This window comes from Photorhabdus khanii NC19, from assembly GCF_000517265.1.
Taxonomy (GTDB): domain Bacteria; phylum Pseudomonadota; class Gammaproteobacteria; order Enterobacterales; family Enterobacteriaceae; genus Photorhabdus; species Photorhabdus khanii.
This window is the reverse complement of the sequence record NZ_AYSJ01000015.1, coordinates 315264-339864: the sequence shown is the minus strand read 5'-3', so window position 1 is coordinate 339864 and position 24601 is coordinate 315264. Positions and strand designations below refer to the sequence as shown.

Genomic DNA, 24601 nt, shown 5'->3' with positions numbered 1-24601 from the left:
AATGGAACTCAATCGTTTAATGTACGCTTATTTCAATCAAGATTTTGATATAACATCTGGCCCTGAGCTTGATGACGTAATAAATGACTACCTTGATACTACAAATAAAGAGATGAAAAGAAAACTAATAGAGGAAATTGACTCTTTTATCTACAATTCAAAAGACGTAGAAAAAGAGTTTAAACTTGTTTATTCTGATTCTGATTTTTATCCTGATTTATGGGACACTACTGCGCTTAATTTTCTAAATTACGTCTCTAAAAGAGCGCAGGAATTTTTAAATGAACACCCTGAAAAAGATGAATAATTAAAACATTCTTAACACAACAGAAAATAAAGAGGTTTAATTCAATGAAAAGAGAAACTAAAACACAATACTTAGATAACTTTATAGGTGCTTATTTTAACCAAAATTGTAATAGATTTGGTGAAGCAACAATAGATGAGGTAATAACTGAGTATATAAATAGCGAACCTCCCCTTCTTATGAAAAAACTAATAAAAGATATTGATTACTTTATCCGTAATTCCGAGGATGTAGAAAAAGAATTCAAAGAACTGTATCGCCATAGTTTTAATTCTGACTTATGGAAAACTGCTGCTTCAAACTTTCTAAATCATGTATCGGAAAGAGTACAAGATTATTTAGAATTCAATGGAGACAAAATGGAACTCAATCGTTTAATAGGCGCTTATTTTAATCAAGATTGCGAAATAATATCTGGTCCAGAGATTGACGATACGATAAATGACTATCTTGAAACAACAACTAAAGGGATGAAAAGAGAATTATTAGAGGAGATCAAGTCTTTTATCCATAATTCTAAAGATTTAGAAAAAGAATTCAAAGAACTATATCGTTATGATTTTAACCCTGATTTATGGGAAACTACTGCTTTAGACTTTCTAAATCATGTATCAAAAAGAGTACGAGATTATTTAGATAACGATAACTAATCATAGTATTCTTAATGCAACAATAACAAAGAGGTTCAATGAAATGGAAAAAGAAATAGAAAGGAAATATATAGATGATTTAATGCTCACTTATTTTCATCAAGATTATCAATTATTTGGCGAAACAATAGATGAAATAATTGATGACTATCTAAATTGTCAATATCCAATAACCATAATAAGCTTAATAAGCTTAATAAGCTTAATAAGCTTAATAAGCTTAATAAGAGAGATTAGAATTTTTATCAGTAATTCTGATGACGTAGAAAAAGATTTTGATAGTTTAAATTATAATGAATTTGTTCCTGAATTATGGGAGACCACTGCATTAGATTTTCTAAATCATGTATCCAAATTAGCACAAGAATATTTGGATAAAGATGACTAATCATAGTAATTTTTAATATGACAGTAAATAAAGAGGTGAAATATAATGGAAATGAGAGAAAAATTGCAGTACATAGATAAGCTGAAAAATGCTATTGATAATAATGATTTTGAATCATTTCACAAAATATTCAATGAGTTGCAAGGAAACTTTCTTAATATTGCACCGCTAATATTATTAGACAATATTAATCATCTTATCCGTGACGCTAAAAATATAAAAGGATGTTTTAGCAGCCGTCATTATGATGCAACTGATCCAAAGTTATGGGAAACTATTAGCGCCATATTAGAACATCTGAATCAGTCATCAAAAATAATGCAAAGTTATATGAATAAACACCTTGAAAAGGATAAATAAATCAACCTTGAATTCATAAAATTTTCAAATAAAAAACGCTTTTGAAGGTCATTAATTATATATTACATTTCAAAAGCGCCATTCAATAATAATAAAACACTATATATTAGCTGAATTTTCAGAATAAAAATCACATATAAAAAAGTTTAACTTAATATAATCAGAAACATAAACACAGCATTACAATAATATTAGAAAATGTTATTTTTATCCAAGACAATTATGTATCTTGCGAAACAGCAATTAACTATAAAAATATCCTCAACCCTATTCACAATAGGAATAATAGAACATATCAATTATTTTATATTTAATTACAAACAGTTAGAGAAAAAATTAAAATAATTACATTATAGTGACTTTAATTCTAATATATGGAAAACTATTATAGCAGCATCCCGGCTGGGAGCACCGCATGAATATATTGATTACGCGGCATCGAAAGGCGCAATTGATACTTTAACTATCGGTCTGTCTCTGGAAGTCGCAGATCAGGAAATTCGGGTAAATGCCGTTCGCCCCGGATTTATTTATATTGATATGCACACCAATGGCGGCGAGCCAAACCGGGTTGAACGGGTAAAAAATTCCCTGCCGATGAAACGTGGCGGACAACCGGAGGAAGTCGCACAAGCTATAGCCTGGTTGTTGTCAGATGAAGCTTCATACGTCACCGGGAATTTTATTGACCTGGCCGGAGGGAAATAAAAAAATCAAAATTATCAGAGCAAGTACACTCCCCGTTTCATCAAACCTGAAACGGGGAAACTCATACAGTAAACAATCGACATTGACTCAGATTTCCTCTGGGATAAAGCAGGATTGGCATATTAATAGCAAGGCAAATTGCTGCTGCCTGGATAAATAATATGCCAGAACGATCGTCCAGCTTAGTGCATATCCTCCGCGGTCACCAGATAGCCGATATCCAGCAGCACCTCGACAACCACCGAACCAAAACCGCCTGCCGCACCAGTGATGACGGCAATTGCCGACTCATGTATCAATCCCTTCTTTGAAAGTAGTGTCGATAATCTTGCGGGCGTTAACCATGGCATCGAAGATGCGTTCTTCGAAGAAGCGCACATCATCCTGTGACATCAGCAAGTTGGAATAGATACGCGACAACGGAGAGAACTGGATGCCGTAGTGTTTAGCCGTCTCGCGGATAATACCGCCGCAGAACTTTACCTTCTCTCTGTAACCCAGGGATTGCTCGACCGGCTCCTGCTGGGAGTGGTACACCAGCGCGGTTGGCATGCCCTGAATCACCAGAGGTAGATCAACCGCTTCAGCCGCCTTGACGAAGACATTGGCAAGTTGACGAGTAATGCCGGCCATGCGGTCGTAACAACCCAGATCACGCTCAATCAGTGAAAAGGTTGCCTTGATAGCCGCCAGCCCCAGCGGGTAACCGTTGAAAGTACCGGTATGAATTACTTTGCCACAGGTATACAAGTTCATGATGTCGCGGCGGCCAGCAATGGCGGAAATCGGCATTGCACCACCACCCAACGCCTTGCCAAAGGTCGCCAAGTGCGGGGTGACGCCCAACAGTTGCTGCGCACCGCCGAGGCCCAGGCGCACACCAGTGATAACTTCATCGAAAATCAGCACAATATTGTATTTTTCACACAGCGCCTTGGCCTTCTCCAGATAGCCTTCACGCGGGAAAATACCGCCACCATTGATACAGATGGGCTCCATCAGCACAGCTGCAATTTCGTCGTGATAGCGCTCAATAGTCGTCGCGAGCACGTCAATGTCATTCCACGGCAGCATAAAAGACTGACCTGCAATCGAACCGCTCTCTTGTCCCCAGGTATCGGGCAAATCGCCCTGAAACTGCTCCAGCGCCGGATAGCGAAGATCCTGCGCATTACACCACCCCATCATGTTATCGGCATTGCCATGGTAATGGCCGTGGAAACGAATAAAGCAATTTTTACCGGTAAAGCCGCGTGCCAAACGTAACGCGTTCTGTACTGCCTCGGTACCACTCAGGCAGAAGCGGACCATCTCGGCACAGGGGATGTACTTCACCATGGTTTCACACACTTCCACTTCCAGATCGCAGGTATCCACCGACGTGATCTTGCCCATGTACTGAATTAGCGACTCGTTGTAGGCTTCATTGTGATGACCAACAAACAGTGCGCCGAACTTACAGAATAGATCGAGGTGTTCATTACCATCCAGGTCCCAGACGCGCGAGTTGCGCCCACGGTTGAACGGGATCACCAGAGACCGTTCAAGATCGCCGAAGTTGTAATGAGTGCCACCAGGCAGCAGATCCCAACACTTTTTATAAAACTCCGTTGAACTTTTCAATGACAGTTTTGTTACTGCGTCTATAGATTGCTTACTTTCCGACTGTGTTTGTGGTGTCGAATTGCCGTTAGCATGATTCACACCTTTGAATAAGTTAAATGGCGCATACCGCTTAACCGGTTCAGGAAGCGTGACATGCATAAGCTCAAGCAGTGCAATGCGAGTCAGGTAGGCGGCACCACTCATCAGCAGATGGGCAAGTTCCGCCACCTTGCGCTGCGCCACATCTTCCAGTAGCGTGCCCTGTAGCCACTCGTTCATCGCCCACATCGCCGAACCGCACCAGATTTGATAATCCATATGGCGCGTCGCTTCACCGCTTATCGCCCAACGTGATGACTGGCCGAGATACCACTGGAACAGCAGCGCCATTTTTTTCTTTGGCTGCTGTTCCGCCTTTTCAATCACCGCAGACAGGTTGCAACGCTGGAAATAAGCCACCGTCTCCTGCCAGATTTCAGCCAGCGGCTTATGGAAGATCTGCTTTTCCAACTGAGCCACGTCCTGAGCCGGAAGCACGTCCAAGCTGTCGTACTGCTTATACAGCGCGTAGAGTTTCTGGGCGCGTACCGCATACATACTGCCCAGTTTCAGCACTTGTACTTTAGCGCCCAACTCAAACATATCTGCCGATGGTGCCATCGCCACGTCACCTATCTGCGCCTTGCCCAACATCTGTTTTACCGCCTCAGAAGTGCCGGACTCCACGCAAGCCTGGTTTATTGAACCAGTCACCACATACGCCGCGCCGAGGGCAAAAGCAGACAGAATGGCGTGAGGGGTTCCCAAGCCGCCTGCCGCGCCAATCCGCACTCGGAAACGGTGGCTGGACTCATGCTCAATATCGTCGCGTAGCTGCACCACGGAGCGGAAGATGCAGGACAACACCCCTTGATCAGTATGACCACCGGAGTCTCCTTCCACGGTAATGTCATCCGCCATCGGCACCTGACGCGCTAACGCTGCCTGCTCTGCGGTAATCATCCCCTCAGCCAGCAATTTTTCCAGGATATTTTCCGGTGCCGGACGCAAAAAACACTCGGCAACCTCACGGCGTGATACCTTAGCAATGATGCGGTTTTGGCACAGGATGCCGCCATCTTGTTGCCGCTTCAGCCCACAGGTACGGTAGTACACCAATGCCATGCTCAGTCTGATGTAGGCCGAGGCCTCAACCACCCTGACCTGGTGCTCCATGCACAACCGCACACAGGCCATTTCCCACTCCGGGTTGCCGGGGTTGTGCAGTAGGTTGACACCAAATGGCCCGTTGGGCAGGTGCTCGCGCAGCGTGGTAATCGCCTCGGCAATACGCGGAATGCTCAACCCGCCAGCACCTAAAATGCCGAGGATACCTTGCTGACCCAGGGCGATCACCATCTCTTCTGAATGAATACCATTTGCCATCGCCCCGGCGTAATAAGCCAGGCGTACGCCATAATCCCGGAGGAAACTGTTATCCCCCAGATCGGCTGCCGTTACCGCCGGTAACATGCCGAGCACGACCGCCTGCCCGGAAGGAAGTGGTTCATTGGCCGGTAACAGCGCCACCCTGTCACCCCATTGCACCACTTGCAGGGCGTGATCAAGATCATACAAACTGGCAGAACCCGCCGTCAGCGGCAGCGCAGATGCTGGGTGTCGGCTACCGGATTGATTAACAGATAAACGATGACTCATTTTCATGCTCCCTGTGTCAACAGCGCCGCAGAGGCAGTAGAAGGCAGAGGCAGGCGCCGGGTAAAGCCTGTACCCAGGTTATCACACAGACCAATGACGTTGCCGCGATAGATGATTTCAGCGATGAAGATCAGCGAGATAGCCGTCAAAGTAGTGCTATCATCCTGGTACTGAGCATCGATCGATTTACAGGTCAGGCGATAACGCAACACGTCACGTTCGCACTTCACTTCACTGCGGAATTTGGCGCTGCACTGAAGGTTGTACAGCGTGTGGGAGACCAAATCGCTTTGCGAGTTCAGCCCAAGATAATACAGGTAGAACTTTACCAACTGTTCGCAGCCCTCAACCAATAACGTTCCCGGCATGACCGGATCGTTTTTGAAATGCACTTTGAATACCCAGTGTTCGGGATCAATATCCACCTCACCGATCACCTCCCCCAAGCCAAAAGCACCGCCGGACAAATCAACATTCAGCACCCGACTAAGCATGCGTGAATGTGGAGCAGAAAATTTGACGGCACCTTCATGGGCATACTGCGGACCAAAACAGGCGGCGATGTCCCCTTGCATCAGGGCACTGATATGCTGTTCGTCAAAGCGTTGACGCAGGCAGCGCAGTGGCGGAGTGAAGGGTTGGGCCAGTTTTGCGGCGGCAAAATACGGCGCGGTATCTATCTGCCTGACTTTGGCGATCTCGCGCATGGTGAAGAAGCCGGAATTACCTGTCTGTTTTAACACCAGTCGCTCACCGACGTAGCAGTAGTATTCATAGGCAATCAAGACCATCCCTCCAGCGCGCACGCAGGAGTTGATATCGACCCGGCCACGCAGCACCTCACCCGCCTTTGGCATCTCGCTGTACACCGTGGTCTGACTGTCTACCGCGCGGTAGCCCAATAGCCCTTTGAACAGGTGGTCGCAGCCGATGACAGTGAAGGCTACTATCAGCGCGTGGGAGGATTCCAGGACGATAAAAACCGGAGCCTTGCCATCCACCACATACCAGGCATCAACAGGAATGTCGTACTCCCACTCAATGTAGCAAGGCTCAAGTCGATCCTTAACCGCTGACAGCGCGGTAATACGCGAGACAAACAGGTACGGCGGGGACGGCATGCGAGTGCGTACCGGATAACAGTCCACCTTGGTATACTCTGCCCCCAGCACATTCGCAACCAAACCGTCAGTCAGCTCAATAATCTGGCTTTCATCGAACAGCGGCGCACTAGCAGCTGCTGAGGAATGCTCACTGAGGATGTGATTGAGCAACTGATAATAGGACTGCTCAAGGCGCAGATACTGTAGTTGAGTTTGTGCATTGCGCACCAGGTACTTGAGCGCAGTAGCCGCAGGAGTCACCTGGGTATCAAGGTTGGTCGCGATGTTCACCGCCCCCGAGAAATATGCCAGATTAGCCTCGTTGATGATGAAATCGGCCAGCATTTTCTCCCTGGCGGTATAGACCGTGACCTTAAACTCCCCCGCAGCCGGTACCGTGGCTTTTGCAGGCCGGGCACGCGGCCCATCCTGCGATTCGCGCAGGATCATATGACTGTAGGCGCGGTCGATACCGATATGGTTGATTGCCGCACGCCGCAGCCCCTGTGCCGGTTGCGGCCAGAACTGCGTTTGTCTCGGCAGAGAAAAATTATTTCCGGCGCTGTAGGTCAACTGAGTGGATTGTGCATAATCGGGCAACGCCGGCAGATAGCGCTGGGTAAGTTGCAACGCCGCTTTGATAATTCCCAGCAAGCCATTGGCTGCCGACAGATGACCATAGTGCGCCTTCAATGTACCAAGGGTCAGCGGTGCCTGGCGCTGTGGCGAAGCATACACCCGGCCCAATGCGGCCAGCTCGGTGGCAATCTCATCAGGCCGCCCACCAGCGTAAATCTCAAGGTAGTCTATCTGTTCCTCAGTGCAACCCGCTGCCGCCAGCCCCTGCGTCATCGCCGTAACCATCTCCTCTTCATCGGCGCTGAACGCCAGTTGGCGATCCGCCGCATGGCCGATCGCCAAGCCTTCAACCACCGCATAAATGGGAATGGTCTCGCGCAGAGCATCCTGTTCGCGCCGCAGCACCACGACACCACCACCATCACCCACCGCCTGATTCGCCTGACACGACTGATGGTCCCACAAGACGTTTTCTACCCCGCCGGCAAAACTACAACTGGCAACAATCACGGCATCAACCTGTTGGCGGGCGAGCATGAACTGTGCCAGTTCAAAGGCTTTGAACGGTGCACTCTCTTCACTGTACAACGAGAATACCGGGCCATTCAGGTGCAAGTGAGCGGCAAGCCGACTCGCCACCACGTTACCAATCCCACCGGTAATGCCCTCCGGGTACGGGGTCGGGCACAAGCTATCCTTCAGGATGGTTTGTAACGCCTGCACATCGGTGTCAGGCAGTTCGATGCCGTGACTGCACAGACTCTGCGCCAATTGCCAGCTGATTTCATTGCGTGCCTGGTTACGTAAGCAGCCATAGTCCACCCCTCCGGCTACAATCACGGCAATGTTGCGTTTACTGCCGTCCAACGCATAACCTGCGTCGATGAAGGCACGCTCGGCCACCGGCAATAAAAATAGATGGGAAAGCAGATACGGGCCGACTACGTTCGGTGGCAGTTTGAAACGTTTGCAGTCGAACTCAAATTTCTCAATGTAGGAACCTGGCGGCGGTTGCTCTACCCCACGCATCGCCAACACATCAGCACGTTGTTCAATGCCCATCCAGCGCGTTGGCGGCAGCGTATATAAATGCTGTATCCCTTGTTGCACCGCCTGGTCCAGGGTATCGGTATCCTCCGTCTGCGCCAAGTGTACGCCAATACCCACCAGCGCCAGAGGCGCGATCACCAGTGGGCTCCAGGATTCGCTTTGCGTGGCACGCAACCGTGGATGATCCTCACTGATTACCATATGGGCATTGACACCGCCGAAACCGAATGCATTAATTCCGGCACGCTTTGGCCGGCCATTGGCAGGCCACGGCTGGGTACTACGAACCACGTGTTCCAGACCAAGCTGACCAGCCGGCGTGGTCACCAGTTGCTGCACACCAAGGGTCGCAGGAATCAGATCGTGCTGCATGGACAGGATCACCTTCAACAAGCTGCCCATACCAGACGCCGTCAGCATGTGACCATTGTTGGCCTTGTTAGCCCCCAGTAGTGGCCTCTTTTTCGCACAATCAAAGAAAGCTTCAACCGTCGCCAATTCGATTTGATCACCCACCGGGGTACCGGTGGCATGGCATTCGAGATAGTCTATCTCGGGGCTGCTGTTGCGGTAGGCGCGCTCCAGCGCCAAGCGCTGTCCGTTGACGTCTGGCACCAGAATGTGCTTAACCCCAGCGTCGTTGGATAAACCGATCGATTCAATTACGCCATAAATTTTGTCATTATCACGAATGGCATCGGCATAACGTTTGATCGCCACAATGCCAACTCCCTCACCCGCTTTCAACCCTTCGGAGGTGCGTTCAAAGGGCACCGAGGCACCACCATCCGGGAAGGCCCGCAAGATATTAAACCCTTGGTTAATGTAGATATGATCGGCATGGCAAACAGCGCCGACCAGCATCATCTCTGCCTTGCCGCAAGCAAGGTAATCTGCAGCCATTTTTATTGCGTAAAGCGCCGATGAACAAGCGGCATCCAGGGCATAACTCGGCCCCTGCAAGCCCAATGCCTGGGCAGCGATGGTGGCATTATGCCCACCCGTTATCAGGTTAAGATCTGAATGCACCTCTTCCGGCCAGAATCGATCGAAGCTGAAATCTGGTCGTCCAATTAATTGCTGGATATATGGCGTTAATAAACGATGGTAAAACGGGCTCATCAAACGCTTGCCACTATGCGTCGGCATACCTATATTACCAATTAACAACCCCGTCTTTTTTAACACGGCCTGTTTATCACGGTATCCACTATCATTCAGCGCCTCTGCCGCCGTATAAATCGTCCATTTAAACAAATTATCCAAAGTCAGTATTTCATTCTCAGGCAGTGCATAACCTTTCGCGTCAAAGTGAAAATCGCGAACATGTCCATTTCGGTTATAGCTTATTTTATCAACTGTGCCTGAAACCGGATGATAATAAAATGCAGGATCAACACCGACTTCCTTAGCAGATAACGGGGTTGTACTATCATTTTTCAGGCAAAGGTTTGCCCAGTACTTTTCAATGGTATCTGCCTCAGGAAACAGACAGCCCAGCCCCACAATCGCAATATTTTCCATGACAGAGTAACTCCTAAGCATGACAAGATTCTCCTGAGCGCTACGACTGCCCCCAGGTACATATCAAACTGATTTTGTTTTATCCGGAAAGATTACCTTGTGTTTTTTTCCACCTGTTTCGAGTCGGCTTGGGTGAATAATTCCCTCAACGCAGCCGAGACGGTAAATTTGACATTATGCAAACGACCGTAAATATTCCCCATTAAGTCATGCAAGGTAATATCAACAACCAGCGCCAAGGCGGTTTTGGTATTAATTCGCATAGCAGCATAGAATTCTTCACCAAATGCCAAGGTAGCATATTGTTCAATTTTCCCAATTGCGCATGGCAGGCCTGCTTTATCCAAGCGCTGCATCAGCCAGAATAAGGGCAGTTGCAAAGCGACATCATAAATAAACAGGTTGAAAGAATTGACCGGGAACTGTCCCTGTAATTCAGGCGCTACGTCATCCAGTCGGCATTTCAATATCAGGTATTGATCATCAATATGGATAACCTTGCGTATTCCCTGAAATATGTTGCCGTGGAACAACATTCTGCCCTGACGCATATCGCCATACAAAGGATGAGCCAGGGCAATCTGAGTGTGCAAATCGGTATGCAGTTCTTCGCAGGCCGCTGCCCGGCGTTGAGTGGTGAGGAATAGCGTGGACTGATAGTGTTCAACCGTGCTTTTTCCCTGCTGACTGGTGATAGAAATATCTACCGCCAGCCGCTCATCCCCTCGCACATAGCCGCAGTTGGGCGTCAACACCGCGGTGTAGTCGCCAGGCTGGGTACCATCAAACACAATCCCCTGCAATACGCTGAAATCCACCACGTCCTGAAGCTGGTAGCCCGGAAAACGCTCTTCACAAATGCGCGTCATCCAGCCAATAGCGGCAGTGGCCGGCAATACCGGGTTGTCGCAGATGACATAGTGGTGCAGGAACGGATTGGCTTCCAGCGTCAACAAACGCTTAACTTGCTCCTCATCCGGCAGCGATTTCACCTGACGCGTGGCCTTGTAGTTTTCACCACCAACAATTACCTGCTTAGATTCAGTATCAGTAAATTCCTGTACGAAATAGCGTGTTCCCACATTGCCAGGAATGATCACCATGTTGCGGGCACTATAGGTACGTTTTAATGTGTCGTTGACCATGCCTCCGTCCCACGGCCCCCAGTTGATGGCACGGACGACCAGACGACTGTCACCTTTCAGTGGTAGGTAAGCAAATTTACTCAGGGTTTCATTGGCCATCGCATAATCGGCTTGCCCGGCATTGCCGAAATAACCGACAACGGATGAGAACAGCATTACATGGCGCAAACTAGCAATATCCACGACCTGGCACAGGTTTTCCAACCCTTTGACCTTAACGTCAAACACTGAGCGTAAATCATCCAGCGTTTTCTTCTCAATACGCTTGTCCGCCAGGTTGCCAGCACCGTGAATGATACCCGTCACTGGTCCAAATGCCTGCTGTGCTGCGGCAACCGCCGCCGCAACCTGCTGTACATCGGTAATATCGCAGTGCAGGTAACAGGCATCTCCCCCAACCTGCCTGATCTCTTGCAAGGTTTGGTTAATCTCATCGGCATATAACATCCCACTCAACATGGCATCAATTTTCACCGGCGTTGGCTGGACCTGTTGGGATTGCAGATAGGCGATCGCCGCAGCCTTGCGCTCATTGAGCGTGGTGGTACCCTGTGCCCATGTCGGCAAAGGCGCGTCCAACTCGGTTCTTCCCAGCAGGACAAAGCGTGCCTGGCTGAGTTTCGCCATCTCGATGATACATTGGGCCGTGATGCCACGTCCCCCGCCGGTCACCACAAAAACGTCCTCACGACTGACCTGGAGCGGTGCATCAACAGGTTCCTTCACTGCAAGCGCCAGCGTCATGCGCTCGCCATTCACACCACGGCCAACTTCGGTCAGATCGGTACAGCTATCCTGCAACTCTTCGATCAGGATCAGGGCAACATCACGCGGTTTCACTTGGGCGTCGATGTCGAGAGTACGGCAGAATACGTTTTTCCACTCAATCTTCAATGATTTGGTCAACCCGCTGACCCCACTTGCGACGACCTCAGCCAGCCCGTTGTCGTTCGATGTGGACAGCGCGCCGTCCCCACGGCCTACGATAAAGAAGTAGCCCGCAAGGTTTTCATCTCGGTTCAGACTGCCCTGCAAACGCTTGGCCAGCAGGAACGTGGTTTCAATCGAGAGATAACCCTGCGCGCTGAACACCTTAGCCAGCGTTTTCACACTCTGCCGTGGCGTTTGAAGGTAGATCACGCCATCGATCGGCCCCTGCTCCTGTTCAATTTCACTGATTGCTGCATCCAATGTGGCTTCATCAGCGCAGTTCAGTACGTAGTGACCGGCGGTTTTGACATACTTTTCATTTTTTGCCATTCCCGCATTCAGAGTCAGTACCGCCACCCGCTGGCCCCGCTGTTTCAGCTGTTTAACCACCTCATCGACGACTGTTTTACCCTCATCCACCACCAACCAAAGGCGCGACAACGCAAACGTCAGCGGGTAACAGTCTGGAGTCGGTAACGATCGTAACATTACCGTATAACGAGCAACCCGAGGTTCAACTGGCACAACCTCTTCGGCAGGAATAGGCTGAACCGCAGGTGTAACACTCAGTTGCGATTCAGCCAAAGACTTTTTTGCGCTGGCGGCCTTTGACACAGAGGCGGTTGAGGTAACAAAGCCCAGCGTACGCTGCGGTGTTTCTGCCCTCACATCTTCTGACGCTCTTAGGTTGTGCAGGACTTGGCCGCTATCCTGTTCACTGGGATTGTCTTCAATAAAGGAATCCTTTGGCGCATAGCCCGAATTTTTACGACGGATATCGGCGATAATCTCATCGTTCATTTGTTTAAAAAACACGGAGATCTTACTGATATTGCTCAGTACTTCGATATCGAAAGTTTCCAAATACTTGTTCTTCAACGCATCGTGATAAATGCCGGTGTCTGCGGAAAAGGCATCAAACATCACGCCGAAAATTTCCAGACGTTTGATAGAATCAATGCCGAGATCGGCCTCAAGATCCATTTCCGCATCAATCATATCCTGCGGGTAACCGGTTCTGTCGCTGACGATGGCAACCAATTTGCCAATGATTTTCGCCTCGGTAATTTGCTCAAAATGTTTGATTTGTTTTTCCAGTTCCGGATCGCTCACGCTGGATTTAGTCGGCGCAACCGGCTGACTCACTATCGGCTCAGAAGTAGTGGCTGGCATGGTCAGGCGCGGCGCGGCAATTTCTCCCATAGTTGGGACCTGCGCGGTGACAGGAGCAGCCTTAGGCGCTACAACGGCAACTGCCGGCTGCATAGCCTGCCCCGACTGGAATAAGCTCTGCTGGGTGGCAAAATATCGCTCATGGTTGGCGTGATACAGCTCCAGGTTTTTATCCAACAACTGCACACTTTGCCCCAGGCTAGACAACATGGCCGGCAGGTTCTGGTGATCCTGGAACTTCTCCAACAGGGTGTATTGCTTGTTCAACAACAGCCCCAGCAGTTGGATATACTCTTTCTGATTGGTTTGGAACTGTTCATGCAGCTGGCTCATGACCCGTTGCGCCTGCAGCAGCTCATCCAAATTGCTCTTACCCACGTTCTCATTCAATTGATTATTCTGTCCCATAGTGTTGCCTCGCTTCTGAATTGCAACCGGCGTGCTTTGTTGAATAAATGGAGCAGGACCCTTTAGCGATCCCGTCTTTACCACCGACGCCGGCCTGGAGATCACTGATGCTGCCTCAGGTACACGGTTGGTGATGAACCGTTCCACCACAGCGGTGTCGCCGTCACGCATCGCACGTTCACGCCGTTCCTGATTCTTATCTGACATGAAAAAACCGCCACTGAGCTTGAACGTCAGACGATTGTTTTTTTCCTCCGATGGCGGTTGTACACGGGCATGCCGGTCCAGGGCATTTAACCTGACTCCTTCTGCCAGTAACCTGGCCTGGGCCCTCGCCAGTTGTAACCTCTCCTCGCCTTTATTACTGGAACTGACCGAGATGATGCTGTGCTCTCTGCCATTGAGGATGTCCGCGACCAGCTTACTCAACACCCCTTTTGGCCCAATTTCGACAAACAGGCGGCCACCATGCTGATAGAGGGTTTCGATCGTTTCACGAAAACGCACTGGCATGACCAACTGTTCCGCCAGCAGGCTGGCAATGTCCGCAGGCGACTTGCCGTAAGGTGCCGCCGTCGCGCTTGAGAACAGTGAGCACTGAGGTGGCTGGAAGTTGATTTGTGCCAAATGTTCGCGAAATGGCGCATAAGCTGGCTGGATAAATTCGGTATGGAACGCGGCCGACACGGGTAAAATGCGGCAGTGAATCTGGCTGGCCTTCAGTTCATCATGCAGCTGATGAATCAATCTTGTGGCTCCGGCCAGCACCACCTGCGAAGCAGAGTTATCGTTGGCGACGGTAATCCCCGGATAGAGTTTGAGCACATCTTCACGTTGCTCTGATGTTAGAGACACCGCCAACATTGCCCCGGCATCTGAGTCTGCTCCCTGGTCAGCGGCGGCAAACGCTACAGCCGTTCCCCGCGCCAGTGACACACGGTAAAAATCAGCATCAGACAGCACGCCAGCCGCCCATAAAGCGGTAACTTCACCATAGCTGTGACCAGCAACAAAATCTGGGTTAAAACCATTCTCTTTCAAAATCGTAAAATAGCCGGCGCTGATAGCCCCCAATGCCGGTTGGGCATTGGCCGTATCAGTCAGGAGCTCGTTTTGTTGCTGCCGTTCAGCATCGGAAAATACCGGAGTGGGATAAATCACATGCGACAGCCCCTGACCACGCTCGTTGGCCGCCAGCACATCCAAGGCCTCCAACGCCTGGCGCATTTCAGGGTAGTCATTGGCAATGTCACGGCCCATATTGACATACTGCGATCCCTGTCCAGGAAACAGCGCCACCACTTTTCCATCCAAGTTTTTGGCCGAGGGCTGGTAGTAAATTCCCAGTGGGTGTTCCCAGCCACTTTCACTCTTTTGCTTCAACTGTTTTACTGCCGACGCCATTATCTCCGCCGCCTGTGTGCCAGATGTAGCAACAAACAACAGACGTGCTTGATGAGGTTGCAACCCGTTAAGATCCTGATGTGCAAGATGCTCGCGTAATGCCTGCCCGGCAGACGACGCGCGGCCAAAACGCGCCAGCGCCACCTCACACTTAGCCAACAGTTGCTCAGGATTTTCACCGCTGAACAACAACGTGACTACCGGTCCATGCAAACGATAGGCACCACGCGGCTCTCGCTCATACTCTTCCAAGATCGCATGGAAATTTGTTCCGCCAAAACCAAAAGCACTGAGAGCAGCGCGGCGTGGCGCAGCGTTGAGAGGTCGTAACCAGGGACGAGGCTCACTGTTGACATAGAATGGCCCGTTATCCCCGGACAGCATTTCGCCAGGCTGAGTGACATTGATCGTGGGAGGTAACACTTTGTGATGCAGGGCAAGCGTCGCTTTGATCATTGATGCTGCCCCCGCCGCACTGCGGGTATGACCAATCTGTGACTTAATGCTGCCTATGGCCACCGATTTCGCCGCCACCTTGTGCTCATCGAAAACCATACGCAGACTTTTCAGCTCTGTATTGTCACCGGTGGCCGTCCCGGTGCCATGCGCCTCGACCAGTTGAATGTCCGCTGGAGTAAGGCCGGCACGGGCATAAGCACGCTTGAGTGCTTTTACCTGGCCTTCATAACGGGGGGCAAAAATGCTTTTCGCTTTACCATCACTGGATGCCTCGAGCGATTTGATCACCGCATAGATATTATCACCATCCAACTCGGCGTCTTCCAGACGTTTCAGCACCAGCATGCCAACACCATCACCGAGCATGATGCCATCGGAGTCACGATCGAAAGGGCGCGACAAGTTGCTTTTCGACAGTGCCGGGGTTTTGCTGAAACATACGAAAGAGAACGCTGAATTCTCCAGGTTAACACCCCCCGTCAGCACAGCATCACAGCTGCCTGAATTGAGCTCACCGATAGCAGCTTTGATCGCCGCCAGGCTGCTCGCACAGGCGGCATCCACCATGTAGGACGTCCCACCAAGGTCAAAATAGCTGGCGATGCGACCACAAGCCACATTACCAAGGAAACCGGGTAAACAGTCCTCATTCCATTCAAGGCATGAATCATGCACCCGGTCGATCACTTCGTCCACAACCGCCTCCGGCAAACCGGACTTGATCATGATTTTACGCAGGTATGGGGTTTGCTGACGGCCTGCCAGCGAGAATAAGGTATTGCCGTTACCGCCGCCGCCCAGAATAACGCCGATGCGATCGCGGTTCACTCGCTGGTTTTTTTGACCAATTAATCCCGCATCCTGCATTGCCTGTTTGGCCACATACAATGAAAATAATTGTACGGTACTAATTGAATCAACAATGGCCGGCGGAATTTTAAATTCCACCGGATCAAAATCAATAGCAGGAACAAAACCGGCTTTATGACCATACGTTTTATCCGCAGCCGACGCATCTGGATCATAAAAATCCTCTTTGCTCCAATATTCTATCTCTGACACGGTGGTAATATCAGTCAAAGAATCTTTTTTAGCCATTATGTTTTCCCAGAACTCATGCAGATTTGAGGCATCAGGGAAATGGCTGGCCATGCCGATAATAGCAATATCGCCCTGGCCTTTTTTATCGTGCACTAAATATGTCTCAGACATATACTCCTCACGCTTTAGGTGAAATAATCCCATACGCAACACACACCAATAAATTGTGCTATGCATAGTGAATTCACCGCTGTTGTTTACACCAAAATGATCTTTCCATGATCGTTTAATGACTCATTAAAAATTATTTACTGCAATATTGTTATATTTTCTGCAATCACAGTTGAATTTTCCCCATGCCTGATAACCTTGATTTTTTTATACGGATATTATTACCAAGATTATTCTTATCCTCGCGTTCATATTTTCTTACAGTCTGCATTACACCGTCAAAAATAACTTCCGCTGAAACAGAAACAATCACCACCAGTAAATAGAATGCCAGAAAAATGCCAATGGAAGGTGGACCTCCTGCCATGTGCTGAGGAAAAATAAATACCACCAATAGGTACAGTACCAATAACGCTACAAATCACAGTATTAAAGAAAACCAATCCAGATAGCCTATTACCCCTAAAAATTACGGTCATGACATTCTCTTAACTTACTAATAGATATACCGCGCCATTCGTAATGGCGTGTGTAAGTTATATTGATTTATTTCGTATTTTTCAAGGCAATAAAACTAACTTTAATCTTTATAGATAACTGGTATACATCGGTTTAGCTTAACTTTCAAATCTCAGTAAAAATTGGCTTATATTAAAAGAAAAAGACAACATAGTCCTTTTAAATCAATCAAATACAAAAACAATAAAACATTAACAAATCATTATATGTATTAACAATGGTAAAAAAATGGAAGATAAGACCATAAAAACCATAAAAAAAACAAAAAATAAAATTTTATATCAAATTAAATTAAAATTTAAAAAACACAACAAAATAGATAATAAAGCCTCAACAATTACGTGAGGTAGATTGGATTTTAATAAAAAATTTATCAAAAAATCTTTACATAAAATGATACGAGGTGCGATAGTTAGAAATATATAATGCGGTATTGAGGTTGCTTAGTTAATCCTATTCCTTTTATTTGGGCGGCGATCCCCCCAGAACCGATATGATATGGCGAGTTTCAACGAGATGACAGGAAGTAACCGTAAAATAGCTGGCATCCAGACCTACCGTGACCATTGAAAACGCGAAGCAAACCATCTGGTGACCAAGTCGTTCAATACAAAATTGAGTATCACGAACATTGCCTGGAGCAACATACGTATTCGGTGATAATCCCGAATTCGCTGTCCACCGTGTAGTAGTCAATCTCGTAAGAAATCTTATTTACTCAACCGGCGAAAAACAGATTAAATAATCGCTACAAAAACATTACCTAGATCACACTTTAGTCACAAATCGCCATTTCCCAACGAAAAGTACCAGCTAACCTTCCAAAAATCTATTCAAGAAAAGCCATTCTGAGGCTTCAATTAAGAAACACAAAATAAACATTAAATTAACATTTCCGTGCCAATATTGATTATATTTATATCAAGACCGGCGCTTTTTATTCAGACTGTGAGGTAGACATGAAACCAGAAGATTTCCGCGCCGATAAAAAACGCCCGTTTACCGGTGAAGAGTACCTGAAGAGCCTTCAGGATGGCCGCGAAATTTATATTTATGGTGAGCGCGTAAAAGATGTCACCACACACCCTGCGTTCCGCAATTCTGCTGCCTCAGTCGGTCAGTTGTACGATGCCTTGCACGCGCCTGAAACCCATGGTGCTTTATGCTGGAATACCGATACCGGCAATGGTGGATATACTCACAAATTCTTCCGCTTTGCCACTTGCCCTGACGATCTGCGCCAACAGCGTGACGCTATCGCCGAGTGGTCACGTCAGACCTATGGCTGGATGGGCCGTTCACCTGACTATAAAGCAGCATTCGGCAGTGTGTTAGGCGCATTCCCTGAATATTATGGTCAATTCGCTGATAACGCCCGTCATTGGTATAAAAAGATTCAGGAAACGGGGGTTTATTTTAACCATGCCATCGTTAACCCCCCCATAGATCGCCATAAACCCGCTGATCAAACCCGTGATGTTTTTATCCAACTGGAAAAAGAGACGGATGCAGGTATTATCGTCAGCGGCGCAAAAGTGGTCGCGACCAACTCGGCTCTGACTCACTATAACTTTATCGGTTTTGGTTCCGCGCAAGTCATGGGAGATAACCCTGATTTCGCCCTGATGTTTGTCGCCCCAATGGATGCCGATGGGGTAAAACTGATTTCCCGCGCGTCTTATGAACTGGTAGCCGGTGCGACGGGTTCCCCGTTCGATTATCCTTTATCCAGCCGCTTTGATGAAAACGATGCGATTCTGGTGATGGATAAGGTCCTTATCCCTTGGGAAAATGTGCTGATTTACCGTGATTTTGACCGCGCACGTAACTGGGCGGTTAAGGGCGGTTTCGCCAGCCTGTTCCCACTACAGGCTTGCGTGCGTCTGGCGGTGAAACTGGATTTTATTACCGCCCTGCTGCAAAAGAGCCTGGAGTGTACCGGCGTGATAGAATTCCGCGGTGTTCAGGCAGATCTGGGTGAAGTGGTTGCCTGGCGTAACCTGTTCTGGTCGCTGAGTGATGCTATGTGGGCAGAAGCCAAGCCGTGGCAAGGTGGTGCTTATATGCCGGATACTCAGGCAATACAAACTTACCGCGTGATGGCCCCAACCGCTTATACGAAAATTAAAAATATTATTGAAAAAAACGTCACCAGTGGTCTGATTTATCTGCCATCCAGTGTCCGTGATATGCATAACCCAGAAATTAATAAATATCTGGAGCGATATGTTCGTGGTTCCAACGGTATAGATCACGTTGAACGAATCAAAGTGTTAAAACTGATGTGGGATGCCATTGGCAGTGAATTCGGTGGTCGCCATGAGTTGTACGAAATCAACTACGCCGGCAGCCAGGATGAAATTCGTCTGCAATGTCTGCGCCATGCCAACGGTTCCGGCAATATGAAGAAAATGATGGATATGGTTGATCGCTGTCTTTCTGACTATGATCAGAACGGCTGGCTCAGACCACACTTATACAACAATAACGATATTAACCAGTTAGATACGCTGCTGAAATAATCGGTAGCAGGAGGCCAATTATGTCTGTAGAAAATGAACATCGCCTGCGTTTCAGAGATGCGATGGCGAGCCTGTCAGCAGCAGTGAATATCATCACCACCGATGGTCCTGCCGGATGCTGTGGTATTACTGCCACCGCGGTATGTTCGATCACCGATACACCGCCCACTCTGATGGTATGCATTAACCGAAGCAGTGCTATGAACTCAGTTTTTCAGGAAAATGGCCGCCTGTGTGTAAATGTCTTAAACCATGAGCAAGAATTGATGGCACGCCATTTTGCGGGTATGACCGGAGTCAGTATGGAAGAACGCTTTCGCTGGAATATCTGGCAAAAAGGTCCACTAGGTCAACCTGTGTTGACCGGCACCCTTGCCAGCCTTGAAGGTGAAATTGAGCAGGTTCAGGAAGTCGGCTCTCATAATGTGTATCTGGTTCAAATCAAGCATATTACAGTGAGCGCACAAGGCCACGGCCTGATCTATTTCAAGCGTAATTTCCGTCCGGTTATGCTGGAAACTGTCGCTGCCGCGGTTTAACCATCTGCTGATTAGGCTCTAAGCTGCTCCTCCAATATTCAGGCCAGAAACGGCCTGAATAGCCCTCTTTGCTTGCTCTATTCAGTTAACAATTCAACTAAATCCTCTTCCTAACCCTTTTTGATATTCACTTAATGAATATGCTGTTAAATTTTATACGCAATCTTTATGTTCGTGTGATCGACCATTGAGAACCTATTTTAACCCTATAATAACCTACCTCTCTCAATATTCACCCAAATAAAGTTCATAAAAACATAATCTTAGCGATACATCATTTCACAGGGATGTTAATTACCCTGCATTTCCAGGTGTATTCCAAGATAAATGATAACTAATCAGAGGTAATCAACTATGAATAAACCCGCTTCGCTCGGTTTATTACAACAACCCAAGCCGTTTTTCATGATCTTTTTCGTCGAGCTTTGGGAACGATTCGGCTACTACGGCGTACAAGGCATTCTTGCAGTTTATTTTGTCCAAAAATTAGGATTTTCTCAGGAACAGGCATTTACTACCTTCGGGGCATTCGCCGCGTTGGTTTATGGCCTTATCTCTATTGGTGGCTATGTCGGTGACCACTTACTTGGAACTAAACGAGCCATTGTGTTAGGCGCTATCGTCCTGGCAGTGGGTTATTTTATGACTGGCCTCTCCATCCTGAAACCTGATTTAATTTTCTACGCATTAGGAACGATTGCTGTTGGTAACGGCCTGTTCAAAGCAAATCCAGCCAGCTTGCTGGCTAAATGCTATCCACCAAAAGATCCTCGTCTAGACGGGGCTTTTACTTTGTTCTACATGTCAATCAACATCGGCTCGCTGTTCTCACTCGCTATCGCGCCGGTTATTGCTGAAAAATTCGGCTATGCCGTTACCTACAATATTTGTGGTATTGGTCTGATTATTGCTTTATTGGTCTATATCTTCTGTCGCAATATGGTGCGTAATATTGGCTCTGAACCAGACCATCAACGAATCAACTATAAAAGATTGATATTGGTTATAGCAGGAACTGTTGCAACGGTTTTCGCCTGTGCATGGCTGATGCACAATGTAAAAATTACTAATGTTGTTCTGATTGGATTGTCTGTGGTCGTGGTGTTTATCTTCTTCCGTGAAGCACTTAAGCAGGATAAAGTTAGCCGTAACAAAATGTTTGTCGCTTTCATCTTGATGCTTCAGGCTATTGTGTTCTTCATCCTGTATGCTCAGATGCCAACTTCCCTGAACTTCTTCGCTATCCATAACGTTCATCATGAGTTGCTTGGTTTTAATATCAATCCGGTCAGTTTCCAGGCACTTAACCCATTCTGGATTGTTGTTGCCAGTCCAATACTGGCTATGCTGTATACGCATTGGGGTTCTAAAGGTAAAGACCTGACAATGCCGGCTAAGTTTACCGTGGGTATGTTCCTGTGCTCTTTAGGTTTCCTGACTGCCGCTGCTGCGGGTTTGTGGTTTGCTGATGAGCAAGGTTTAACTTCACCCTGGTTTATCGTTCTGGTTTATCTGTTCCAAAGCCTCGGTGAATTGATGATCAGTGCATTAGGTCTGGCAATGGTTGCCGCTTTGGTTCCTCAGTATCTGATGGGCTTCATTCTGGGAATGTGGTACTTAACTCAAGCAACCTCATTCTTACTCGGTGGCTATGTGGCAGCCTTTACTGCGGCACCGAAAGGCATTACTGATCCACTGCAAACATTACCTGTCTACACCAGTGTATTCGGCAAAATTGGTATTGCTACCTTTATTGTCGCGATCATCATGGCGATCACCGTGCCGTGGCTGAATCGTATGATGAATGAGAAACAAAAAGCATGATTTGTTTTAATTGAATTGTCGTGTTTCTTGTCCAGCCTGTGTTGGTTCAGGAATACATTCGTTTGAACTGCGAGCATTGACAGTGTTTATACAGAGTATATACTTATTGTTTGTGTAAACAATGTTTATCAAGAGGTGAGTTATGGCTCAGATAGTTCACACGAAAATCCAACGTTGGGGAAATGGGTTGGGGCTGCGCGTTGCTGGTTTAATCAGGGATATTCCTCATTTCACACCAGACACTGAGATTGAAGTGGAGGTGTTTGAGGACGGTTTTACCGTTAAGAAAGCAAAGCTGGCACGACGTAAACTGCCTTACTCAGAGAGCGAATTGCTGGAAGGACTGACCTCAGACACTGTACAGGTTGGGCTGCTGGCTACATTGTCTACATCCGAGGTTGATAATTAATGCCAAAAATATTTATCCCAGAGCGTAACGATATTATCTGGCTTGATTTTGAACCAACCAAAAGCAAAGAAATTGGCAAGTACCGGCCTGCATTAGTTCTGAGTAGTCAAGCTTATAACCAGCAAACCGGATTGCTGATTTGCAGCCCGATCAGCACCAGCATTCGTGGTGCCAAAACGGAAGTCCCTGTGAAAAATCTGGATGAGCCGTCCGTTGTTGCTTCAAGCTTGATCCAGACGTTGTCCTGGAAAGACAGAAAAGCACAATTTATTACCAAAGCAGAGGCTGGGATACTAAATGAAGTACTGCTGCGTTTACTTCCTTTAATTGGTGCAGATGCTTTAATCGAAAAATTAATGAATGATGACAAGCCATCCAAGTGATGGCTTTTGTTTGGTGTCACTTAATCTAATTGTTCTCTTCGCTGATCACAAAATATTAATCATTTTACTTTTTATAAAATACCATTCAAAACAATATTAAATTGCATTCGAAACTAATCATGTGGAATCCCTCACCGACATTTTTGTAACAAGCAAGGAATTCCATCAGTCAGATATGAAGCATCTAGAATTTAGTCGCTTTGAACATGACGAAAGGTGGGTAATATTGTAGACCTTCAGTATCCTTTGACGCATCAGCGTCACTGTGTTCAAAAAGCTCAATAGTTTGGAACCCGGCCTCGTTCAAGATTTTGTAATATGTATCTTTATGCCAATGCGTATCTGAAATCTTAAAAATACCTCCATTTGGCAGATCTAAATACACTGGTTTGACTTCTCCATCACTGTATTTTTTATTTGGATCACCGCTCATAAAAGAACTGAACTTAATCCCAGAGGAATCCGGATTGGTATCCAATACGTAAAAAATGCCGCCAGGCTTTAATGTCCTGTGAATTTCCTTGGCGATTTTCAAAAGATCAGACTTTTCACTGTTAGTAATGAACACGTAACAGCATATAGCTGCGTCGAAAGTATTATCATTGAAATTAAGGACATCAGTTGTGATTTGATGATAAGAGCTATTGCCACGATTGATGTTGCTGGAAGCTTTATCCACCATGGTTTGTGAAATATCTACTCCCGTTACCGTCTTTATACCTCCAGCAATTAGCCGACGTGACACTTTCCCACCACCACAACCGTAATCAAGAACCGATACGTTTTGGCCCAAGCTCTCCTTAAGGTTCTCAATCAACGGCATGTACCCAAGTCTCTCCTCCAAATAATCATCATATTGATCGAATAAGTTTGCAGCCTCTTCATTCATCCAGTCAGTATTCATTTGTCATCTCATATTCACTTATGTGTAGTAATAACCAAAAAAGGACTAGATTTGCCTATTTCAGCCCGTTCAATAAAAAGATCTGTAAAATGGATGGACGCTTTCAATCAGCATATCAGGCACGCTCTCCCCGCTTAGGAAATAAATGTTCACTTTGAAGAGACGGAGAATTTCTATCCAGTACTCATCTAGTGGAAGCTGATTTATATCGCTCAAAGATAATTCAGAGCGACGAATTATCTTTTCGTACTCCAGAACCCTGGATACCACTGAAAAATCCGATTTAGGCATTACAGGCAGTAAACATATTGGCTCAAATGTTTCAAATGGACGATCCAGTATGAATTGGACTTTCTCTTGAATTGAGCGTGTATTTTCTGGGTACATCATATTTAGCAATATTATTTTTTCTTTAAATTGATCACGCTCCTTCAGCCCCCATTGTGAAAAAAATTCAATATCAAAATGACACAAATACAACCATGTGTATATGGGCATTATCTATATATTGAGTTCAGTCACAATATTCATTCTTTTACAGAAGGTTTCTTGGATATATTACCATTATAAGAATAGTTTTAAAAAAATAATAACTACATTCATTGAAAATCATTACTTCATACAGAATGATATATAGTCGCGATAATTACTATAATGATACACCAAAAGAAAAAATGTTCACTGAATGCCATCTGACAATTGCCTAAAACTGGCCCCAAAAACGGGGACAGCAAACAATCGAAATAATCTCTTTTCTAATGGTTCTCTTCGCTCATCACAAAATATTAAGCATTCCAC

The 24601-nt window shown here is 46.9% G+C and carries 16 protein-coding genes and 1 pseudogene; 10 read left to right on the top strand and 7 right to left on the bottom strand.

The window, feature by feature from the left end; genetic code table 11:
• The first annotated feature begins 1 nt into the window (after nucleotide 1).
• From PTE_RS20205 to PTE_RS20180, 5 genes and pseudogenes are all read left to right on the top strand, one after another.
• Nucleotides 2-307: a contact-dependent growth inhibition system immunity protein gene (locus PTE_RS20205; protein WP_036849899.1), complete on the top strand. Its 306-nt coding sequence runs from the start codon at nucleotides 2-4 to the stop codon at nucleotides 305-307.
• A gap of 44 nt (nucleotides 308-351) precedes the next feature.
• Nucleotides 352-957: a contact-dependent growth inhibition system immunity protein gene (locus PTE_RS25875; protein ID WP_051477484.1), complete on the top strand. Its 606-nt coding sequence runs from the start codon at nucleotides 352-354 to the stop codon at nucleotides 955-957.
• A 43-nt stretch (nucleotides 958-1000) separates the two neighbouring features.
• The gene (locus PTE_RS20190; RefSeq protein WP_051477483.1) at nucleotides 1001-1345 is read left to right on the top strand and encodes a contact-dependent growth inhibition system immunity protein; all 345 of its coding nucleotides are present in this window, start codon (nucleotides 1001-1003) and stop codon (nucleotides 1343-1345) included.
• A 45-nt stretch (nucleotides 1346-1390) separates the two neighbouring features.
• Nucleotides 1391-1705, top strand: coding sequence for a hypothetical protein (locus PTE_RS20185; protein ID WP_036849896.1), 315 nt, complete (start codon nucleotides 1391-1393; stop codon nucleotides 1703-1705).
• A 390-nt stretch (nucleotides 1706-2095) separates the two neighbouring features.
• Nucleotides 2096-2413: pseudogene (locus tag PTE_RS20180) on the top strand (SDR family oxidoreductase); the annotation flags it as partial.
• Between the two features lie 288 nt (nucleotides 2414-2701).
• Here the strand turns inward: PTE_RS20180 and PTE_RS20175 are convergent.
• The 5 genes from PTE_RS20175 to PTE_RS26055 form a co-directional block, all read right to left on the bottom strand.
• Nucleotides 2702-5716 (bottom strand): PfaD family polyunsaturated fatty acid/polyketide biosynthesis protein, encoded by a 3015-nt coding sequence (locus PTE_RS20175; RefSeq protein WP_036849894.1) that lies wholly within the window; start codon nucleotides 5714-5716, stop codon nucleotides 2702-2704.
• 2 nt (nucleotides 5717-5718) lie between these two features.
• Nucleotides 5719-9972, bottom strand: coding sequence for a hotdog fold thioesterase (locus tag PTE_RS20170; RefSeq protein ID WP_036849892.1), 4254 nt, complete (start codon nucleotides 9970-9972; stop codon nucleotides 5719-5721).
• 92 nt (nucleotides 9973-10064) lie between these two features.
• Nucleotides 10065-16703, bottom strand: coding sequence for a type I polyketide synthase (locus PTE_RS20165; RefSeq protein WP_036849889.1), 6639 nt, complete (start codon nucleotides 16701-16703; stop codon nucleotides 10065-10067).
• A gap of 166 nt (nucleotides 16704-16869) precedes the next feature.
• On the bottom strand, nucleotides 16870-17094 hold the full coding sequence (locus tag PTE_RS20160; RefSeq protein ID WP_131601567.1) for a DUF6347 domain-containing protein: 225 nt from the start codon (nucleotides 17092-17094) through the stop codon (nucleotides 16870-16872).
• A gap of 590 nt (nucleotides 17095-17684) precedes the next feature.
• Complete coding sequence (locus PTE_RS26055; protein ID WP_131601564.1) at nucleotides 17685-17918, bottom strand: hypothetical protein; 234 nt, start codon at nucleotides 17916-17918, stop codon at nucleotides 17685-17687.
• A 263-nt stretch (nucleotides 17919-18181) separates the two neighbouring features.
• Here PTE_RS26055 and hpaB point away from each other — a divergent pair, with 263 nt between their 5' ends.
• The 5 genes from hpaB to PTE_RS20135 all read left to right on the top strand — a co-directional run bounded on the left by hpaB (nucleotide 18182) and on the right by PTE_RS20135 (nucleotide 22899).
• Nucleotides 18182-19744 (top strand): 4-hydroxyphenylacetate 3-monooxygenase, oxygenase component, encoded by a 1563-nt coding sequence (hpaB, locus tag PTE_RS20155; RefSeq protein WP_036849884.1) that lies wholly within the window; start codon nucleotides 18182-18184, stop codon nucleotides 19742-19744.
• A 20-nt stretch (nucleotides 19745-19764) separates the two neighbouring features.
• Nucleotides 19765-20283, top strand: a complete 519-nt coding sequence (gene hpaC / locus PTE_RS20150) for a 4-hydroxyphenylacetate 3-monooxygenase, reductase component (protein ID WP_036849881.1) — start codon at nucleotides 19765-19767, stop codon at nucleotides 20281-20283.
• A gap of 354 nt (nucleotides 20284-20637) precedes the next feature.
• On the top strand, nucleotides 20638-22107 hold the full coding sequence (dtpB, locus tag PTE_RS20145) for a dipeptide/tripeptide permease DtpB (protein ID WP_036849879.1): 1470 nt from the start codon (nucleotides 20638-20640) through the stop codon (nucleotides 22105-22107).
• 142 nt (nucleotides 22108-22249) lie between these two features.
• Nucleotides 22250-22516: an AbrB/MazE/SpoVT family DNA-binding domain-containing protein gene (locus PTE_RS20140; RefSeq protein WP_036849877.1), complete on the top strand. Its 267-nt coding sequence runs from the start codon at nucleotides 22250-22252 to the stop codon at nucleotides 22514-22516.
• Entirely contained in the window at nucleotides 22516-22899 is a 384-nt protein-coding gene (locus PTE_RS20135) for a type II toxin-antitoxin system PemK/MazF family toxin (protein ID WP_036849874.1), read from the top strand. The genes PTE_RS20140 and PTE_RS20135 overlap by 1 nt, the downstream gene beginning before the upstream one ends.
• 184 nt (nucleotides 22900-23083) lie before the next feature.
• Here PTE_RS20135 and PTE_RS20130 read toward each other — a convergent pair whose 3' ends face one another.
• Nucleotides 23084-23803, bottom strand: coding sequence for a class I SAM-dependent methyltransferase (locus PTE_RS20130; RefSeq protein ID WP_036849872.1), 720 nt, complete (start codon nucleotides 23801-23803; stop codon nucleotides 23084-23086).
• Nucleotides 23804-23872: 69 nt separating this feature from the next.
• On the bottom strand, nucleotides 23873-24277 hold the full coding sequence (locus tag PTE_RS20125) for a hypothetical protein (protein ID WP_131601561.1): 405 nt from the start codon (nucleotides 24275-24277) through the stop codon (nucleotides 23873-23875).
• Nucleotides 24278-24601: the final 324 nt, after the last annotated feature.

Excerpts from the sequence above, each read along its gene's own strand:
- PTE_RS20205 (WP_036849899.1), top strand. The coding sequence starts at position 2 with ATGGAACTCAATCGTTTAATGTACGCTTATTTCAATCAAGATTTTGAT.
- PTE_RS25875 (WP_051477484.1), top strand. The coding sequence starts at position 352 with ATGAAAAGAGAAACTAAAACACAATACTTAGATAACTTTATAGGTGCT.
- PTE_RS20190 (WP_051477483.1), top strand. The coding sequence starts at position 1,001 with ATGGAAAAAGAAATAGAAAGGAAATATATAGATGATTTAATGCTCACT.
- PTE_RS20185 (WP_036849896.1), top strand. The coding sequence starts at position 1,391 with ATGGAAATGAGAGAAAAATTGCAGTACATAGATAAGCTGAAAAATGCT.
- PTE_RS20175 (WP_036849894.1), bottom strand. The coding sequence starts at position 5,716 with ATGAGTCATCGTTTATCTGTTAATCAATCCGGTAGCCGACACCCAGCA.
- PTE_RS20170 (WP_036849892.1), bottom strand. The coding sequence starts at position 9,972 with ATGGAAAATATTGCGATTGTGGGGCTGGGCTGTCTGTTTCCTGAGGCA.
- PTE_RS20165 (WP_036849889.1), bottom strand. The coding sequence starts at position 16,703 with ATGTCTGAGACATATTTAGTGCACGATAAAAAAGGCCAGGGCGATATT.
- hpaB (WP_036849884.1), top strand. The coding sequence starts at position 18,182 with ATGAAACCAGAAGATTTCCGCGCCGATAAAAAACGCCCGTTTACCGGT.
- hpaC (WP_036849881.1), top strand. The coding sequence starts at position 19,765 with ATGTCTGTAGAAAATGAACATCGCCTGCGTTTCAGAGATGCGATGGCG.
- dtpB (WP_036849879.1), top strand. The coding sequence starts at position 20,638 with ATGAATAAACCCGCTTCGCTCGGTTTATTACAACAACCCAAGCCGTTT.
- PTE_RS20140 (WP_036849877.1), top strand. The coding sequence starts at position 22,250 with ATGGCTCAGATAGTTCACACGAAAATCCAACGTTGGGGAAATGGGTTG.
- PTE_RS20135 (WP_036849874.1), top strand. The coding sequence starts at position 22,516 with ATGCCAAAAATATTTATCCCAGAGCGTAACGATATTATCTGGCTTGAT.
- PTE_RS20130 (WP_036849872.1), bottom strand. The coding sequence starts at position 23,803 with ATGAATACTGACTGGATGAATGAAGAGGCTGCAAACTTATTCGATCAA.